Raw genomic sequence first — 17236 nt, 5'->3', positions numbered from 1 at the left:
GGCATCATCAGATTAATGATGATCGTTACCACGCAGATAAATGACCCAGTATGTCAACCCGACCAACAAACCGCCGCCGATAATGTTGCCGATCGTAACCGGAATCAGGTTATCGGTGATGAAATTCATCACGGTCAGGTGAGAAAAATTCTCCGGAGAAGACCCAACAGCGGTCCAGAATTCCGGGGTGGCGAAATCGCGAATTACAATACCCATAGGGATCATAAACATGTTTGCGATACTGTGCTCAAAACCGCTGGCAACAAACATTGCGACCGGTAATACCATGATAAACGCTTTGTCCATCAGGCTGCGACCCGAATAGCTCATCCATACTGCCAGACACACCATCAGGTTCGCCAGGATGCCAAGACTTACCGCCTCAACAAAAGTATGGTGCACTTTGTGGTCGGCTGTTTGCAGGACGTTGAGACCCCACGCGCCGTTAGCGGTCATATACTCGCCAGAAAGCCACATGAGTAACACGAAGATCAGGGCGCCAATCAGGTTGCCGACATAAACGTTAAGCCAGTTTTTAGCCAATTGGCCCCAGGTGATGCGACCACTGGCTTTCGCTACGACAATCAGTACGGTTGAGGTGAAGAGGTCTGCACCGCAGACAACGCAGAGAATCAGCCCCAGGGAAAAGCAGATACCACCTACTAGCTTCGCCATGCCGAAAGGCATTGTGCCGGTACCGGTTGTGGCGGTGATATAGAAAACAAAGGCAATTGAAATGAATACACCGGCAGTAATTGCCAGATAGAACGTCTTAAGCGGATGTTTCGTTGCTTTATAGACGCCTGCTTCTTCGGCAACTTTGGCCATTGCAGCAGGAAGAATAAGATCAAAAGGGTTGTCAGCTTTCACACTAACTCTCTCTTTATTAAGTCGGCGACGAGATACTAACAAAGCATTATAGATGAGAATTTGATATAGATCATATCTCGCCTGGCTTATAGGCCCGTAAGGCGCATGGTTTTTATGCGATTACGATGTAACTTGTTGATTATCCAAATAAAAATAAATTTTAAAAATTATAAAGTGAGTTGAATTTTTTCTTTCTGTCTCCTCTGGGGCGGTTAATTAAAATGGAGTAATTGAGATAAAAAACCACATTAATAAGCTAATTTTCTTAATATCAACTACTAATATTTAACCTTGTTTTTACATTTATTTTTTGATTTGACCAAAATAAAAAACAGGGCGCATTAAGCGCCCCGTAATATAGCCCAGACAATACCTTTAGCCTACTCAGCGCAGGCTGATTGTCACTATTTTGACCAATGTGCTGCTTTCGCGCGCTGCAGTTTTTCGTAGGCTTTCAGCAGAGACTGATGCGCCGGGAAAGCCTGCAGATCGCTATCAACAGTTTGAAGTCCGTAGAACGGCGCTTCGCCACTTAATGCTGCACTTGCGGCTTCAACCGCCTCGGCACCGTACATGCGCACAAACGCGTTCAGATATTGTAGCGGCTGACGATCTTCTTCCTGAGATAGCAACAGCAGCGTTTGCAGACAGCGGTAGTAGTTGGCACGTTCAGCGCTAAAGACAGAGGCGTTGAATTCCATCGTCCATTCTGTCCAGACCAGCGCCTGCTCCAGGTCGCCGCCGGCCAGCGCCAGCATCACTTTAAGCTCGCCAATGCGCAGGGTGTACCAACCGTTATCCGCACCGGTTGCCAGACCGAGCAGCTCGCGTACGCGGGTGAAGTCGTCAAAGCCTTCCTCATCCAGTTGTTCGATCAGATTGAGATAGTCTTCTTTATCCCATTCACTGCCCGGGAGCGAGAGAATAGTGTCACGCAGATGGGCGCCCATGGCGTTGTTGGCTAACCACAGATCTTCAGCCGGATAGATGTCAGACATTCCCGGAACAATAATGCGGCACGCATAAACGCTCAGGTGCTCGTAGTCGGCGATATACACTTCTTTATCTTCAGCATTGAAGATGGCCATCAGGGTGGCGAACTCTTCTTCCGTGGTGCCGGAGAAATTCCAGTCAACGAACGGATAGTCAGCATCCTGCTTGAACAGATCCCAGGAGATCAGGCCGCTGGAATCGATGAAGTGGGTTTCAAGGTTAGTGTGTTCAGCCACTTCTTCGTCGTCAAAGGTTGGTGGGGTGAAGACATCAAGATCTTTCAGACCACGGCCCTGCAGCAGTTCAGTGACAGTACGCTCCAGCGCAACGCCGAAATCCGGGTGCGCACCGAAGGAGGCAAAGCAGGTACCATTGGCCGGGTTGAACAGGACAACGCAAATCACCGGATACTTGCCGCCCAGCGAGCCATCGTAGGCGAAAATTGGGAAACCTTCCGCTTCCAGTTTGGCGATGGACTCCACCACTGCCGGGTAGCGCGCCATGACTTCGGCCGGGATTTCCGGCAGGCTGATGCTTTCCGCAATAATACGGTTCTTCACATGGCGCTCAAAGACTTCAGACAGGCCCTGAACGCGCGCTTCGTTTCGGGTGTTACCCGCAGACATGCCGTTAGAAACGTACAGGTTGCCAATAATGTTCATCGGAATATAGACGGTCTGGTTATCCGACTGACGGGTAAACGGTAGGCCGCAGACCCCACGTTCTTCATTACCGGATTGCAGATCGATAAGCATGCTGCCAGTCAGTTCGTTGTCTGGATCGTAAAACGCACGCAGACGAGCATCCAGCAGACCTTCTGGTACGTCGTCTTCTTCAGTCAACGGGAACCATTTTTCGTTCGGATAATGCACGAATGGGCCGTTGGCGATGGTTTCACCCAGCCAGAAATCCGCAAAGAAATAGTTAGTCGACAGACGCTCAAAATATTCGCCCAGCGCGGAAGCCAGCGCCGCTTTTTTCGTCGCGCCTTTACCGTTGGTGAAGCACAGCGCGCATTCTTTGTCGCGAATATGTACAGACCAGACGTTAGGGACGGGATTCAACCACGAGGCTTCTTCAATTTGAAAACCAAGGTCGAGCAATTTTTGCTGGAAGCGAGCGATGGAGTCTTCCAGAGCGGCATCTTTGCCGGGGATAAATGTTTGCGTCATGAAAATCACTTTTGTCGTACGGAAAGCGCGCAATGATACGGGTTTTAAATGAATGGCGCTATCGTCGCCGGAGTTCAGACGTAAATAAAAGTATTAGCTATGCTTTCCTACAGCCAACCACGTTTAGAGCATAATAATGAAAGCTTTTGATTTACACCGAATGGTACTGGATAAGGTGCCCATGGATTTTCTGGGAGAAGTTGCTCTGCGCAGCCTCTATACCTTTATATTGGTTTTTCTGTTTTTAAAAATCACCGGACGTCGCGGCGTACGCCAGATGTCGCTTTTTGAAGTGCTGATTATCCTTACGCTGGGGTCCGCGGCGGGAGACGTGGCATTTTATGATGATGTCCCGATGCTGCCGGTGCTGGTGGTCTTTATTACGCTTGCCGTGCTGTATCGGCTGGTTATGTGGCTGATGGCGCATAGCGAGAAAATGGAGGATTTGCTGGAGGGCAAGCCCGTTGTGATCATTGAGGACGGCGAGCTGGCATGGTCGAAGCTCAATAGCGCCAATATGACGGAATTCGAATTCTTTATGGAATTGCGTTTGAACGGCGTGGAGCAATTGGGACAGGTGAGACTGGCCATCCTGGAGACTAATGGGCAAATCAGCGTCTATTTCTTTGCCGATGAAGACGTAAAGCCGGGGCTCAGTATTTTGCCTAAACGCTGTACACAGCGATTTAAAGTGATACCTGAAGCTGGGGACTATGCCTGTATACGGTGTAGTGAAGTGGTGCAAATGAACGCCGGAGATCATCAATTATGTCCACGCTGTGCAAATCCAGAATGGTCGAAGGCCAGTCGGGCAAAACGGGTCACCTGACAGCGAAAATCTCGGTTTTTACCCGTCAATCCGATAGATTCTGTTGTGTGACCAATGACACATTTTTACCCTGGCCAGTTTTACCCATTGCGGCGCGTGTCACTGAATGATAAAACCGATATCCACAGGAATAACTTATACCAATGTCTGTCACCGGATTATCGCCAATGACAGGATGTTGATTGGACAACAACACAACGTGGTGAGGGGAAATGGCTCAGGTCTTCAATTTTAGTTCAGGTCCGGCAATGTTACCGGCAGAAGTACTTAAACTGGCTCAACAGGATCTTCGCGACTGGAACGGTCTTGGCACGTCGGTGATGGAAATTAGCCACCGTGGCAAAGAATTCATCCAGGTCGCAGAGGAAGCGGAGCAGGATTTTCGCGATCTTCTCAGCATCCCCTCCAACTATAAAGTGTTGTTCTGCCATGGCGGTGGGCGCGGGCAGTTTGCGGGTATCCCGTTAAATATTCTGGGTGACAAAACCACGGCGGATTACGTTGATGCCGGTTATTGGGCCGCCAGCGCAATTAAAGAAGCGAAAAAATACTGTACGCCAAACGTTATCGACGCCAAAGTCACCGTTGACGGACTGCGTGCTGTTAAGCCAATGAGCGAATGGCAGCTTTCTGACAACGCGGCGTATTTGCACTATTGCCCGAATGAAACCATTGATGGCATTGCGATCGATGAAACGCCGAATTTTGCCAGCAATGTGGTGGTTACGGCGGATCTGTCCTCTACCATTCTTTCCGCACCGCTTGACGTGAGCCGTTATGGCGTAATTTATGCCGGGGCGCAGAAAAACATCGGCCCGGCCGGGCTGACCATTGTCATCGTACGTGAAGATTTGCTGGGTAAGGCTCATGTGTCATGCCCGTCAATCCTCGACTATACCGTGCTGAATGACAACGACTCCATGTTCAACACACCGCCAACCTTTGCCTGGTATCTGTCTGGCCTGGTCTTTAAATGGCTGAAAGAGCAGGGCGGTGTTAACGCGATGGATAAAATTAACCAGCAAAAAGCGGAACTGCTGTACGGCGTAATCGATAACAGCGATTTCTACCGTAACGACGTGGCAAAATCGAACCGTTCACGCATGAACGTACCGTTCCAGCTTGCTGACAGCGCCCTGGATAAACTCTTCCTGGAAGAGTCTTTCGCTGCGGGTCTGCACGCGTTGAAAGGGCACCGTGTGGTCGGCGGTATGCGCGCGTCCATCTACAATGCAATGCCGCTAGAAGGTGTAAAAGCGCTGACCGATTTCATGGTCGATTTCGAGCGCCGCCGCGGTTAATCTGCTGTATTTTCATCCCCACAGCCAGTCTGTGGGGTTTTTATGTCTGTTTTTGAGAGTCGAGTTTCATGGAATCCCTGACGTTACAACCCATTGCGCGGGTGGATGGCACCATCAATCTGCCTGGATCCAAAAGTGTTTCTAACCGCGCTTTGCTGCTGGCTGCATTAGCAAATGGCACCACTGTCCTGACCAACCTGCTGGACAGCGATGATGTCCGCCATATGCTTAATGCTCTGAATGCGTTAGGAATTAGCTATACCCTTTCTGCCGACCGTACGCGTTGCGAGATTATCGGCAATGGCGGTGCGCTGCATGCCGAAGGCGCAGTGGAACTGTTCCTTGGCAATGCCGGAACCGCAATGCGCCCGCTGGCCGCTGCGCTGTGTCTGGGCAGCAATGACATCGTGTTGACGGGCGAGCCGCGCATGAAAGAGCGCCCGATTGGCCATCTGGTTGATGCGTTACGCCAGGGCGGAGCCAACATTGAATACCTGGAGCAGGAAAACTATCCGCCTTTACGTCTGCGCGGTGGCTTTACCGGAGGACAGGTTGAGGTAGACGGCAGCGTATCCAGCCAGTTCTTGACTGCGCTGCTGATGACTGCGCCACTGGCGCCGCAGGATACGACGATCGCCATTAAAGGCGAGCTGGTATCCAAACCTTACATTGATATCACACTGAACCTGATGAAAACGTTTGGTGTTGAAATTGAGAATCAGAACTACCAGCGCTTTATTGTGCAGGGTCAGCAGCAGTATCAGTCACCGGGTGCATATCTGGTTGAAGGTGATGCTTCTTCCGCTTCCTATTTTCTCGCAGCAGGAGCCATTAAAGGCGGTACGGTAAAAGTCACCGGGATTGGCCGCAACAGTATGCAGGGTGATATCCGCTTTGCTGATGTGCTGGAAAAAATGGGGGCGACCATTACCTGGGGCGATGACTTTATTGCCTGTACTCACGGTGAGCTGAACGCGGTAGACATGGATATGAACCATATTCCCGATGCGGCGATGACCATTGCCACGGCAGCGCTGTTCGCTAAAGGCACCACGACCTTACGTAACATCTACAACTGGCGCGTCAAAGAGACCGACCGCCTGTTCGCGATGGCGACTGAGTTGCGTAAAGTGGGCGCGATCGTTGAAGAGGGCGAAGACTATATTCGTGTCACACCACCGGCGACGTTACAGTTTGCGGAGATCGCGACCTACAACGATCACCGCATGGCGATGTGTTTCTCGCTGGTGGCGTTGTCTGACACGCCGGTGACCATTCTGGACCCTAAATGTACCGCCAAAACCTTCCCGGATTATTTCGAACAGCTGGCGCGTATTAGTATACCTGCCTGATCCTCACATCTGACGATCGCGCTCAGCATATTCGTGAGCGCATCGCTGCAGATAAACAGTAAATCAGTGTCATCTTCCGGGCTGGTTTCTCGCCAGCCCGCTATAATTGCGCAATTCTTCCTCACATCGTTACAGACTAATCGGGTTTTTACACTCTGTGTTAACGATTATTAGCGTTGGCGCGTATAATGCGCGGCGTTCACGTTAACGTATGCCCGTTTAAGGAGAAAAAGATGACGGCAATTGCCCCGGTTATTACCATTGATGGCCCAAGTGGTGCAGGAAAAGGCACCTTGTGCAAGGCAATGGCGGAAGCATTGCAATGGCATCTGTTAGATTCAGGCGCGATCTACCGCGTACTGGCGCTCGCAGCGTTGCATCACCATGTTGATGTCACATCTGAAGATGCTCTGGTACCGCTTGCCTCACACCTGGATGTGCGTTTTATCTCAACGGACGGCAACCTGGAAGTCATTCTGGAAGGTGAAGATGTCAGCGGCGAAATCCGCACCCAGGAAGTAGCGAATGCCGCATCTCAGGTCGCTGCGTTTCCTCGCGTACGCGAAGCGCTGTTACGCCGCCAACGCGCGTTTCGTGAAGCGCCCGGCCTGATTGCCGACGGACGAGACATGGGGACCGTGGTGTTCCCGGATGCACCAGTGAAAATTTTCCTGGACGCCTCCTCGCAAGAACGTGCGCATAGACGTATGCTACAGTTGCAGGAAAAGGGCTTTAGTGTTAACTTTGAACGCCTTTTGGCCGAGATCGAAGAACGCGATTTCCGCGATCGTAATCGTGCTGTAGCGCCGCTGGTTCCCGCTGCTGATGCTTTAGTTTTGGATTCAACCCGATTAAGCATTGAGCAAGTGATTGAAAAAGCGTTACAATACGCGCGCCAAAAACTGGCACTCGCTTAAGTGCGACCGAATTTGCAGTACCCCCGTTGCAATGGATTGACAGCGGGTATGTTAAACAACCCCATCCGGCATGGAGCCAGGTGGACGTTAAATATGAAACCTGAAGATTAAACATGACTGAATCTTTTGCTCAACTGTTTGAAGAATCCTTAAAAGAAATCGAAACCCGTCCGGGTTCCATCGTTCGTGGTGTTGTTGTTGCTATCGACAAAGACGTAGTACTGGTTGACGCTGGTCTGAAATCTGAGTCCGCCATTCCGGCAGAGCAGTTCAAAAACGCCCAGGGTGAGTTGGAAATCCAGGTTGGTGACGAAGTTGACGTTGCTCTGGATGCAGTAGAAGACGGCTTCGGTGAAACCCTGCTGTCCCGTGAAAAAGCTAAACGTCACGAAGCTTGGATCACGCTGGAAAAAGCTTACGAAGAAGCTGCAACCGTTACTGGTGTTATCAATGGCAAAGTAAAGGGTGGCTTCACTGTTGAGCTGAATGGTATTCGCGCGTTCCTGCCGGGTTCCCTGGTAGACGTTCGTCCGGTCCGCGACACGCTGCACCTGGAAGGCAAAGAGCTTGAATTCAAAGTAATCAAGCTGGATCAGAAGCGTAACAACGTTGTTGTTTCCCGTCGTGCCGTTATCGAATCCGAAAACAGCGCAGAACGCGATCAGCTGCTGGAAAACCTGCAGGAAGGCATGGAAGTTAAAGGTATCGTTAAGAACCTTACTGACTACGGTGCATTCGTTGATCTGGGTGGCGTTGACGGCCTGCTGCACATCACCGACATGGCATGGAAACGCGTTAAGCATCCGAGCGAAATCGTAAACGTTGGCGACGAAATCACTGTTAAAGTGCTGAAGTTCGACCGCGAGCGTACTCGTGTATCTCTGGGCCTGAAACAGCTGGGCGAAGATCCATGGGTAGCTATCGCTAAGCGTTATCCGGAAGGTACCAAACTGACTGGTCGCGTGACCAACCTGACCGACTACGGCTGCTTCGTTGAAATCGAAGAAGGCGTTGAAGGCCTGGTTCACGTTTCCGAAATGGATTGGACCAACAAAAACATCCACCCGTCCAAAGTTGTTAACGTTGGCGATGTAGTGGAAGTTATGGTTCTGGATATCGACGAAGAACGTCGTCGTATCTCCCTGGGTCTGAAGCAGTGCAAAAACAACCCATGGCAGCAGTTCGCGGAAACCCACAACAAGGGCGACCGTGTTGAAGGTAAAATCAAGTCTATCACTGACTTCGGTATCTTCATCGGCCTGGACGGCGGCATCGACGGCCTGGTTCACCTGTCTGACATCTCCTGGAACGTTGCAGGCGAAGAAGCAGTTCGTGAATACAAAAAAGGCGACGAAATCGCAGCTGTTGTTCTGCAGGTTGACGCAGAACGTGAGCGTATCTCTCTGGGCGTTAAACAGCTCGCAGAAGATCCGTTCAACAACTGGGTTGCACTGAACAAGAAAGGCGCAATCGTAAACGGTAAAGTCACTGCAGTTGATGCTAAAGGCGCAACCGTAGAACTGGCTGACGGCGTTGAAGGTTACCTGCGCGCTTCTGAAGCTTCCCGCGACCGCGTTGAAGATGCAACTCTGGTTCTGAGCGTAGGCGACGACGTTGAAGCTAAATTCACCGGCGTTGATCGTAAGAACCGCGCAATCAGCCTGTCTGTTCGTGCTAAAGACGAAGCTGATGAGAAAGATGCAATCGCAACTGTTAACAAACAGGAAGATGCTAACTTCTCTAACAACGCAATGGCTGAAGCTTTCAAAGCAGCTAAAGGCGAGTAATATCGAGTGCTCCTAAATCCTTTGTGCTGTTAACAGCACAAAGGGTGACGAGTAGCTTGACAGATTACAGGATTCGTCCTGTAATCAATGACAAAGGGCGGCTAAGGCCGCCCTTAATCAATGCAGCAGCTAATTATGCCTTTAAGGAACCGGAGGAATCATGACCAAGTCAGAATTGATTGAAAGACTTGCAACCCAGCAACCTCATATTCCCGCGAAAGCGGTTGAAGATGCAGTTAAAGAGATGCTGGAACATATGGCCTCGACTCTTGCGCAGGGCGAGCGTATTGAAATCCGCGGTTTCGGCAGTTTCTCTTTGCATTACCGCGCACCGCGCACCGGACGTAATCCGAAGACCGGCGATAAAGTGGACCTGGAAGGAAAATACGTTCCGCACTTTAAACCAGGTAAAGAACTGCGCGATCGCGCCAATATTTACGGTTAAGTTTTTAGCGAGACTTAACGCCGAAAAAAGCACCCGCATGGGTGCTTTTTTCATTTCTGCCAGCCCATCCTGGAATCTCCATCCCAGTTAATTTGCACGTTACAAGCGCCGCTAAATGTTAGCGGAATGCATACCGTATAACGCTAAATTGGCACCAGACAACCGTCGAACATTACTGCACACTTCCTGCTACAGGGAGGTGACTGATGAAAATAACAACGGTTAGTACGAGTGCATTATTCGGCATTCTCCCGCTTATGCTATTACCTGCGTTACCTGACACGCTGTGCATCGGCGTTATATTTGGTCTGGCAATTCTGCTCTGCCTTATTTCTCACAGCCCTGTACGTTTCGCCGGATTAACCCTGCTATTTTTTCTTTGGGGAGTTCTGGCTGCGAAAGATGCGCTGTGGGCCGGTAATACGCTGCCTGCAAAAAGCCAGCAGGCCATCGTGCGGATAACCGGAACCGATAATATGACAACGCACTACGGCCAGATCACGCATCTGCAGGGGAAGCGGGTATTTCCTGCTATCGGAATTACTCTGTATGGGCAGTACCTACCCGGCAACGTTTGTGCGGGCCAGACATGGGCGATGACGTTGAAGGTTCGTGCCATACACGGTCAATTGAACGAGGGCGGGTTTGATAGCCAGCGTTACGCATTGGCGCAGCACCAGCTGCTGACGGGAAGATTTTTGCAGGCTTCGGTTATCACACAACAATGCAGTTTGCGTTCGCGGTATCTCTCCTCGTTGAAAAGCGCGCTCGCTGACTATCCCTGGCAGCAGGTTATACTGGGCCTGGGAATGGGGGAGCGCTTGTCCGTGTCACAAGCGGTGAAAACCATTATGCGTGATACCGGTACGGCCCATTTGATGGCTATCTCCGGACTGCATATTGCATTTGCCGCACTTCTGGCAGCAGGATTAATTCGCGCGGGGCAATATTTTATGCCAACCAGATGGATTTGCTGGCAGGTTCCGTTAGTTGGCGGGATCGTCTGCGCAACATTCTATGCCTGGTTAACGGGGCTACAGCCCCCGGCATTACGTACGGTTGTTGCGCTACTGGTCTGGGGAGGGCTAAAACTCAGCGGCAGGCAGTGGAGTGGATGGTCGGTGTGGATCTGCTGTCTGGCAGCCATTCTGGTGGTGGATCCTGTCGCCGTTCTTTCACAAAGTCTGTGGTTGTCTGCTTTTGCCGTTGCGGCGCTGCTGTTCTGGTATCAATGGGTTCCGATGCCGGATTGGCCGCTGTCGCGCGTTGGACGCCAATTTCTGGCGCTTGCTCATTTGCAATTGGGAATTACACTCCTGCTTCTGCCTGTGCAAATCGCGATGTTTCACGGTTTTAGCCTGACCTCATTTCTGGCGAATTTGTTTGCCGTACCGCTGGTTACGTTTATTTCCGTACCGTTGATATTAGCAGGCATGATCGTGCATTTAACCGGACTGGCGATGGTTGAGTCGAACCTATGGTATTTAGCGGATCGCTCCCTCGCGCTACTATTTTGGGGGCTCAGGAGCCTGCCTGAAGGGTGGATCAATATTGATGCACGTTGGCAATGGCTTGCATTTTTACCCGGACTCCTGTTCATCGCATATCGGCTGAACGCGTGGCGAACTATACCGGTAGTTTGCGTCACTGTGCTCCTTTTACTGAGCGCCCCGTTCTGGCGAACGTCACGTACTGATGTCTGGCAAGTGCATATGCTGGACGTCGGGCAGGGGCTGGCGATGGTAATTGCGCGCAATGGGAAAGCGATTCTTTACGATACCGGTCTGGCATGGCCTGAAGGCGATAGCGCGCAACAGCTGATTATTCCCTGGTTACGCTGGCACAACCTGGAGCCAGAAGGCGTTATTTTAAGCCACGAGCATATGGATCACCGGGGCGGGTTGCGCTCGCTGCAGCAAACCTGGCCGTCGCTATGGATAAGAAGCCCATTAGGTTGGGAAGGGCATCTCCCGTGTTTACGCGGGGAGCGCTGGCAATGGCAAGGGTTAACCTTTAGTGCGCATTGGCCCGTGCGTGGAAATAAAGATCTGGGAAATAACCACTCCTGCGTGGTTAAGGTCGATGACGGGCATCAGAGTATTCTGCTGACCGGAGATATTGAGTCTCCCGCTGAACAAAAAATGCTCAGTCACTACTGGCAGCATCTGCAGTCTACGGTGATACAGGTTCCACATCATGGTAGCAATACCTCATCATCGCAGGCGCTGATTCAGCGGGTCGGCGGGCAGGCCGCGTTAGCCTCCGCATCCCGTTACAATGCCTGGCGTCTCCCGTCCAGGAAAGTGAAGCAACGTTATCGGCAACAAAATTATCAATGGCTGGATACACCCCACCAGGGGCAGATTACGCTGGATTTTTATCAAAAAAACTGGCGAATAAACAGCTTGCGGGATCAGATTTTACCTCGTTGGTATCATCAGTGGTTTGGCGTGTCGGAGGATAACGGGTAGAATATGCGGCTATTCTAACAAATGCTGGTTTTTTGAATGCATAACGATAAAGATCTCTCTACGTGGCAGACGTTTCGCCGACTATGGCCAACCATAGCGCCTTTTAAATCGGGTCTGATCGTGGCGGGTATAGCGTTAATCCTGAACGCGGCCAGCGATACCTTCATGCTATCGCTCCTTAAGCCATTACTGGATGATGGTTTTGGTAAAACGGATCGCTCGGTGCTGCAGTGGATGCCGCTGGTGGTCATTGGACTAATGGTTCTTCGCGGATTCACCAGCTATGTCTCCAGCTACTGCATCTCATGGGTATCAGGCAAAGTGGTCATGACCATGCGTCGCCGCCTGTTTGGCCATATGATGGGCATGCCGGTCTCCTATTTTGATAAGCAGTCTACAGGTACGCTGTTGTCACGTATTACCTATGATTCAGAGCAGGTCGCGTCATCGTCCTCCGGCGCGCTGATCACCGTGGTACGTGAAGGGGCTTCAATTATTGGCCTGTTTATCATGATGTTCTATTACAGCTGGCAGCTGTCATTGATTCTGATTGTACTGGCGCCAATTGTGTCAGTGGCGATTCGTATAGTTTCCAAGCGTTTTCGTAGCATCAGTAAAAATATGCAAAACACCATGGGGCAGGTTACGACCAGTGCAGAGCAGATGCTGAAAGGCCACAAAGAAGTTCTGATTTTTGGTGGTCAGGAAGTCGAAACTAAGCGCTTTGATAAAGTCAGCAATAAGATGCGTTTGCAGGGCATGAAGATGGTTTCCGCCTCTTCTATCTCCGATCCTATCATCCAGCTGATTGCGTCTCTGGCTCTGGCCTTCGTGTTGTATGCAGCCAGCTTCCCAAGCGTAATGGAAAACCTGACTGCAGGGACAATTACGGTTGTCTTCTCCTCAATGATCGCGCTGATGCGTCCGTTGAAATCGCTGACCAACGTCAACGCACAGTTCCAGCGCGGTATGGCGGCCTGCCAGACCTTATTTACGATTCTGGATAGCGAGCAGGAAAAAGATGAAGGTACGCGCGAAATCGAACGCGCTACCGGCAATCTCGAGTTCCGCAACGTGACATTCACCTATCCGGGACGTGAAGTACCTGCGCTGCGCAACATCAACATGAATATTCCAGCGGGGAAAACCGTTGCCCTGGTTGGCCGTTCGGGTTCAGGGAAATCCACCATCGCCAGCTTGATCACGCGCTTCTATGATATTGATGAAGGGCAGATTCTAATGGACGGACACGATCTACGTGAATATACCCTGGCATCCTTGCGCGATCAGGTCGCGTTGGTTTCGCAGAATGTGCACCTGTTTAACGATACGGTTGCCAACAACATCGCCTACGCGCGTACCGATTTGTACAGCCGTGAGCAGATCGAAAAAGCGGCGAAAATGGCTTACGCCATGGATTTCATCAATAAGATGGACAATGGCCTGGATACGGTGATTGGCGAAAACGGCGTCCTGCTATCTGGTGGTCAGCGCCAGCGTATCGCTATTGCCCGCGCCTTGTTGCGTGACAGTCCGATTCTGATCCTTGATGAAGCAACGTCGGCACTCGATACCGAGTCTGAACGCGCGATTCAGGCTGCTCTGGATGAGCTTCAGAAAAACCGTACCTCCCTGGTGATTGCTCACCGCCTTTCTACCATTGAACAGGCGGATGAAATCATCGTGGTGGAAGACGGTATTATTGTTGAGCGCGGAACCCATAGCGAGCTGATTGAGCAGCGTGGGGTGTATGCACAATTACATAAAATGCAATTCGGTCAATGATCGCTCGAATCTGGTCTGGTGAGTCGCCGCTGTGGCGACTGTTACTCCCGTTCTCCTGGCTGTATGGCCTCGTGAGCGGGGGGATCCGCTTATGTTACAAGCTTGGGATTAAACGCGCGTGGCGTGCACCAGTCCCGGTTGTGGTGGTCGGAAACCTGACCGCGGGTGGCAATGGCAAAACACCCGTGGTGATTTGGCTGGTTGAACAACTGCGTCAACGTGGGATTCGCGTGGGCGTGGTGTCGCGTGGTTATGGCGGGAAAGCGGCTGCTTACCCGCTGTTACTGACCGCAGATACCACTACGGCAGAAGCGGGTGATGAACCTGTACTGATCGCCCAACGTACCGGTGTGCCCGTAGCGGTATCCCCGGTAAGATCGGATGCGGTCAAAGCCATTTTAGCCCAACACGATGTGCAGATGATTGTGACGGACGATGGGCTACAGCACTACCGTCTGGCGCGAGATGTTGAAATCGTGGTTATTGACGGAGAACGTCGGTTTGGCAATGGCTGGTGGCTTCCCGCGGGTCCCATGCGGGAACGCGCAGGTCGGCTTAAATCGGTGGATGCGACTATCGTTAACGGTGGCGTTGCGCAGCCAGGGGAAATCCCTATGCGACTTGAACCGGGGCTGGCCGTTAATTTACGTACGGGTGAACGCCGCGATGTGTCGCAGCTGTCCAATATTGTCGCCATGGCGGGCATTGGCCATCCACCGCGTTTTTTTGCCACGCTGGAAGCATGCGGTGCCAGCGTGCAAAAAAGTATTGCGCTGGCAGACCATCAGTCTCTGACCTACAGTGACGTCAGTGCGTTTGCAGACGCCGGGCAAACGCTGGTGATGACGGAAAAAGATGCGGTTAAGTGCCGTGCATTTGCCGATGAAAACTGGTGGTATTTACCTGTTGACGCTCATTTGTCAGGCGATCGGCCTGATATGTTGCTGGATAGCTTAATCTCGCTGACTCGCTAACTGATTCACGCTGCGGCAGCGAATCATTTATGAGGCCATAAATGTCGTTGCCGCGTCTTTCTTTGACGGATGCCCGTCATCTTCACCTTGCCGCTCAAGGGCTGCTGAAAAAAACACGCCGTCGGGCAACCCCAGCAGATATTCTTGCTACCATTTCGCGCATGTCGTTATTGCAAATCGATACCATCAATATTGTGTCGCGCAGCCCTTACCTGGTGCTGTTTAGTCGGTTGGGTGATTATTCGCCCCAGTGGCTGGATGACGCATTGCAGCGGGGCGAACTGATGGAATACTGGGCGCACGAAGCCTGCTTTTTGCCGCGTAGCGACTTTATGCTGATACGTCACCGCATGCTGGCCCCGGAGAAAATGGGCTGGAAATATAAAGCGGAGTGGATGAAAGAACATGCGCATGAGATTGAGCAACTGCTCCAGCACATTCAGCATAACGGACCAGTACGCTCTGCCGATTTTGAGCATCTGCGCAAGGGGGCCAGCGGCTGGTGGGCATGGAAACCGCATAAGCGTCATCTTGAAGGCCTGTTCACCGCCGGGAAAGTGATGGTGGTGGAACGGCGTAATTTCCAGCGAGTGTATGATTTAACCCATCGCGTCATGCCGCATTGGGATGATGAACGCGACCGGCTTTCACAGGAAGAAGCTGAAAACCTCATGCTGGATAACAGTGCCCGCAGTTTGGGGATTTTTCGCGAACAATGGCTGGCAGACTACTATCGCCTGAAGCGCCCGGCGCTAAAAAACTGGTGCAACGTACGTGCACAGCAGCAACAGATTATTCCTGTTGATGTCGAAGGGTTAGGAACCCTGTGGCTGCATAGCCACCTTCAGCCGCTGCTGGAGCAGGCATTGACGGGTAAATTAACGGCGACGCATAGCGCAGTATTATCACCCTTTGATCCGGTGGTCTGGGATCGTAAACGGGCAGAGCAGCTATTCGATTTTAGCTATCGGCTGGAATGTTACACGCCAGCACCGAAACGTCAGTATGGTTATTTCGTCTTGCCACTACTGCATCGCGGGCAGTTAGTTGGGCGGATGGATGCCAAAATGCACCGCAAAACGGGCGTACTGGAAGTGATTTCGCTGTGGTTACAGGATGGCGTCAAACCTGGGGTTACTCTGCAAAAAGGATTGTTTCAGGCGATTGATGATTTTGCCCGCTGGCAGCAGGCAACACGTGTGACGCTGGGACGCTATCCTGAAGGTTTATTTGCTGATGCACGCCATGGTTGGGAAATAGACCCAGCACGGTAAGCGATTATGTTAATATTTACGGATTCACAATCCGGTCCATCTGGAGGAACTATGGATCATCGTCTGCTTGAAATCATTGCCTGCCCGGTATGCAATGGCAAACTCTGGTTTAACCAGGAAAAACAGGAACTGATTTGTAAACTGGATAACCTTGCTTTCCCACTGCGTGATGGCATTCCCGTGTTACTGGAAACCGAAGCTCGCGTTCTGACTGCTGATGAGAGTAAATCATGAGTTTTGTGGTCATTATTCCTGCGCGTTATGCGTCCACACGTTTGCCGGGCAAGCCGCTACTGGATATCAATGGCAAGCCGATGATCGTGCATGTGCTGGAACGTGCGCGTGAATCTGGCGCTGAACGTATTATTGTTGCGACCGATCACGAAGATGTCGCTCGCGCGGTAGAAGCGGTGGGTGGTGAAGTATGCATGACCCGCGCCGATCACCAGTCCGGTACGGAGCGTCTGGCGGAAGTCGTCGAGAAATGTGGCTTTAGCGATGATACCGTTATTGTGAACGTACAGGGTGATGAGCCGATGATCCCGGCGGTCATTATTCGCCAGGTCGCTGAGAATCTGGCACAGCGCCAGGTCGGTATGGCGACCCTTGCTGCACCGATTCACAGTGCGGAAGAGGCATTTAATCCGAATGCGGTGAAAGTCGTTCTGGACGCCGAAGGTTATGCGCTCTATTTTTCACGCGCGACCATTCCGTGGGATCGCGACCGTTTCGCTAAAAGCCTGGAAACGGTGGGTGACACCTTCCTGCGACATCTGGGTATTTACGGCTATCGCGCCGGTTTTATCCGCCGTTATGTTAACTGGCAGCCCAGCCCGCTTGAGCATATTGAAATGCTGGAGCAGCTACGTGTGCTGTGGTACGGCGAAAAAATTCATGTTGCCGTCGCAAAAGAAGTACCCGGCACCGGCGTAGACACTGCCGAAGATCTTGAGCGCGTTCGCGCCGAAATGCGTTAGTTTTTCTCACGACACTCCCCTGAGGACGCCAATTTTTGGGAGGAGTGTCGTATCGTTACGCTTTCCCGCCATTTTTCTTTTCATCAATT

At 51.5% G+C, this 17236-nt stretch carries 14 protein-coding genes; 12 read left to right on the top strand and 2 right to left on the bottom strand.

The window, feature by feature from the left end; all coding sequences use genetic code 11:
- Positions 1-12 precede the first annotated feature (12 nt).
- Both focA and ycaO read right to left on the bottom strand, forming a co-directional pair.
- The gene (gene focA, locus OGV93_RS04980) at positions 13-870 is read right to left on the bottom strand and encodes a formate transporter FocA (RefSeq protein WP_003831909.1); all 858 of its coding nucleotides are present in this window, start codon (positions 868-870) and stop codon (positions 13-15) included.
- 404 nt (positions 871-1274) lie between these two features.
- The gene (gene ycaO, locus OGV93_RS04975) at positions 1275-3035 is read right to left on the bottom strand and encodes a 30S ribosomal protein S12 methylthiotransferase accessory factor YcaO (RefSeq protein ID WP_047414124.1); all 1761 of its coding nucleotides are present in this window, start codon (positions 3033-3035) and stop codon (positions 1275-1277) included.
- A gap of 136 nt (positions 3036-3171) precedes the next feature.
- On the opposite strand from ycaO, the gene OGV93_RS04970 reads away from it, so the two are divergent.
- The 12 genes from OGV93_RS04970 to kdsB all read left to right on the top strand — a co-directional run bounded on the left by OGV93_RS04970 (position 3172) and on the right by kdsB (position 17147).
- The gene (locus OGV93_RS04970) at positions 3172-3864 is read left to right on the top strand and encodes a DUF421 domain-containing protein (RefSeq protein WP_016156114.1); all 693 of its coding nucleotides are present in this window, start codon (positions 3172-3174) and stop codon (positions 3862-3864) included.
- A 212-nt stretch (positions 3865-4076) separates the two neighbouring features.
- The gene (serC, locus tag OGV93_RS04965; protein WP_016152445.1) at positions 4077-5165 is read left to right on the top strand and encodes a 3-phosphoserine/phosphohydroxythreonine transaminase; all 1089 of its coding nucleotides are present in this window, start codon (positions 4077-4079) and stop codon (positions 5163-5165) included.
- Positions 5166-5233: 68 nt separating this feature from the next.
- Entirely contained in the window at positions 5234-6517 is a 1284-nt protein-coding gene (gene aroA, locus OGV93_RS04960; RefSeq protein ID WP_049042999.1) for a 3-phosphoshikimate 1-carboxyvinyltransferase, read from the top strand.
- 233 nt (positions 6518-6750) lie between these two features.
- Positions 6751-7434, top strand: a complete 684-nt coding sequence (cmk, locus tag OGV93_RS04955) for a (d)CMP kinase (RefSeq protein WP_016152447.1) — start codon at positions 6751-6753, stop codon at positions 7432-7434.
- 113 nt (positions 7435-7547) lie between these two features.
- Positions 7548-9221 (top strand): 30S ribosomal protein S1, encoded by a 1674-nt coding sequence (rpsA, locus tag OGV93_RS04950; RefSeq protein ID WP_003035776.1) that lies wholly within the window; start codon positions 7548-7550, stop codon positions 9219-9221.
- Positions 9222-9381: 160 nt separating this feature from the next.
- The gene (gene ihfB, locus OGV93_RS04945) at positions 9382-9666 is read left to right on the top strand and encodes an integration host factor subunit beta (protein WP_003035780.1); all 285 of its coding nucleotides are present in this window, start codon (positions 9382-9384) and stop codon (positions 9664-9666) included.
- Positions 9667-9872: 206 nt separating this feature from the next.
- Positions 9873-12137 (top strand): ComEC family protein, encoded by a 2265-nt coding sequence (locus OGV93_RS04940; protein ID WP_287109417.1) that lies wholly within the window; start codon positions 9873-9875, stop codon positions 12135-12137.
- Positions 12138-12173: 36 nt separating this feature from the next.
- Positions 12174-13922, top strand: a complete 1749-nt coding sequence (gene msbA / locus OGV93_RS04935; protein ID WP_049042995.1) for a lipid A ABC transporter ATP-binding protein/permease MsbA — start codon at positions 12174-12176, stop codon at positions 13920-13922.
- Entirely contained in the window at positions 13919-14896 is a 978-nt protein-coding gene (gene lpxK, locus OGV93_RS04930; RefSeq protein ID WP_137381066.1) for a tetraacyldisaccharide 4'-kinase, read from the top strand. The genes msbA and lpxK overlap by 4 nt, the downstream gene beginning before the upstream one ends.
- Positions 14897-14937: 41 nt before the next feature.
- A complete protein-coding gene (locus tag OGV93_RS04925) occupies positions 14938-16170 on the top strand; it encodes a winged helix-turn-helix domain-containing protein (protein WP_049259787.1) in 1233 nt (410 codons plus the stop codon).
- Positions 16171-16221: 51 nt separating this feature from the next.
- Positions 16222-16404, top strand: coding sequence for a protein YcaR (gene ycaR / locus OGV93_RS04920; RefSeq protein ID WP_003035793.1), 183 nt, complete (start codon positions 16222-16224; stop codon positions 16402-16404).
- The gene (kdsB, locus tag OGV93_RS04915; RefSeq protein WP_016152452.1) at positions 16401-17147 is read left to right on the top strand and encodes a 3-deoxy-manno-octulosonate cytidylyltransferase; all 747 of its coding nucleotides are present in this window, start codon (positions 16401-16403) and stop codon (positions 17145-17147) included. The genes ycaR and kdsB overlap by 4 nt, the downstream gene beginning before the upstream one ends.
- Positions 17148-17236: the final 89 nt, after the last annotated feature.

The organism is Citrobacter sp. Cb031 (assembly GCF_030336725.1).
Taxonomy (GTDB): Bacteria; Pseudomonadota; Gammaproteobacteria; order Enterobacterales; family Enterobacteriaceae; genus Citrobacter; species Citrobacter braakii.
Note: the sequence above shows the minus strand (reverse complement) of the source record. Positions and strands in the feature narration are given on the sequence as shown.

What these genes read in the sequence shown, in the direction of transcription:
- OGV93_RS04940 (WP_287109417.1), top strand. Translation starts at nt 9,873, where the DNA reads ATGAAAATAACAACGGTTAGTACGAGTGCATTATTCGGCATTCTCCCG.
- kdsB (WP_016152452.1), top strand. Translation starts at nt 16,401, where the DNA reads ATGAGTTTTGTGGTCATTATTCCTGCGCGTTATGCGTCCACACGTTTG.
- OGV93_RS04925 (WP_049259787.1), top strand. Translation starts at nt 14,938, where the DNA reads ATGTCGTTGCCGCGTCTTTCTTTGACGGATGCCCGTCATCTTCACCTT.
- ihfB (WP_003035780.1), top strand. Translation starts at nt 9,382, where the DNA reads ATGACCAAGTCAGAATTGATTGAAAGACTTGCAACCCAGCAACCTCAT.
- ycaO (WP_047414124.1), bottom strand. Translation starts at nt 3,035, where the DNA reads ATGACGCAAACATTTATCCCCGGCAAAGATGCCGCTCTGGAAGACTCC.
- serC (WP_016152445.1), top strand. Translation starts at nt 4,077, where the DNA reads ATGGCTCAGGTCTTCAATTTTAGTTCAGGTCCGGCAATGTTACCGGCA.
- rpsA (WP_003035776.1), top strand. Translation starts at nt 7,548, where the DNA reads ATGACTGAATCTTTTGCTCAACTGTTTGAAGAATCCTTAAAAGAAATC.
- lpxK (WP_137381066.1), top strand. Translation starts at nt 13,919, where the DNA reads ATGATCGCTCGAATCTGGTCTGGTGAGTCGCCGCTGTGGCGACTGTTA.
- OGV93_RS04970 (WP_016156114.1), top strand. Translation starts at nt 3,172, where the DNA reads ATGAAAGCTTTTGATTTACACCGAATGGTACTGGATAAGGTGCCCATG.
- msbA (WP_049042995.1), top strand. Translation starts at nt 12,174, where the DNA reads ATGCATAACGATAAAGATCTCTCTACGTGGCAGACGTTTCGCCGACTA.
- ycaR (WP_003035793.1), top strand. Translation starts at nt 16,222, where the DNA reads ATGGATCATCGTCTGCTTGAAATCATTGCCTGCCCGGTATGCAATGGC.
- cmk (WP_016152447.1), top strand. Translation starts at nt 6,751, where the DNA reads ATGACGGCAATTGCCCCGGTTATTACCATTGATGGCCCAAGTGGTGCA.
- aroA (WP_049042999.1), top strand. Translation starts at nt 5,234, where the DNA reads ATGGAATCCCTGACGTTACAACCCATTGCGCGGGTGGATGGCACCATC.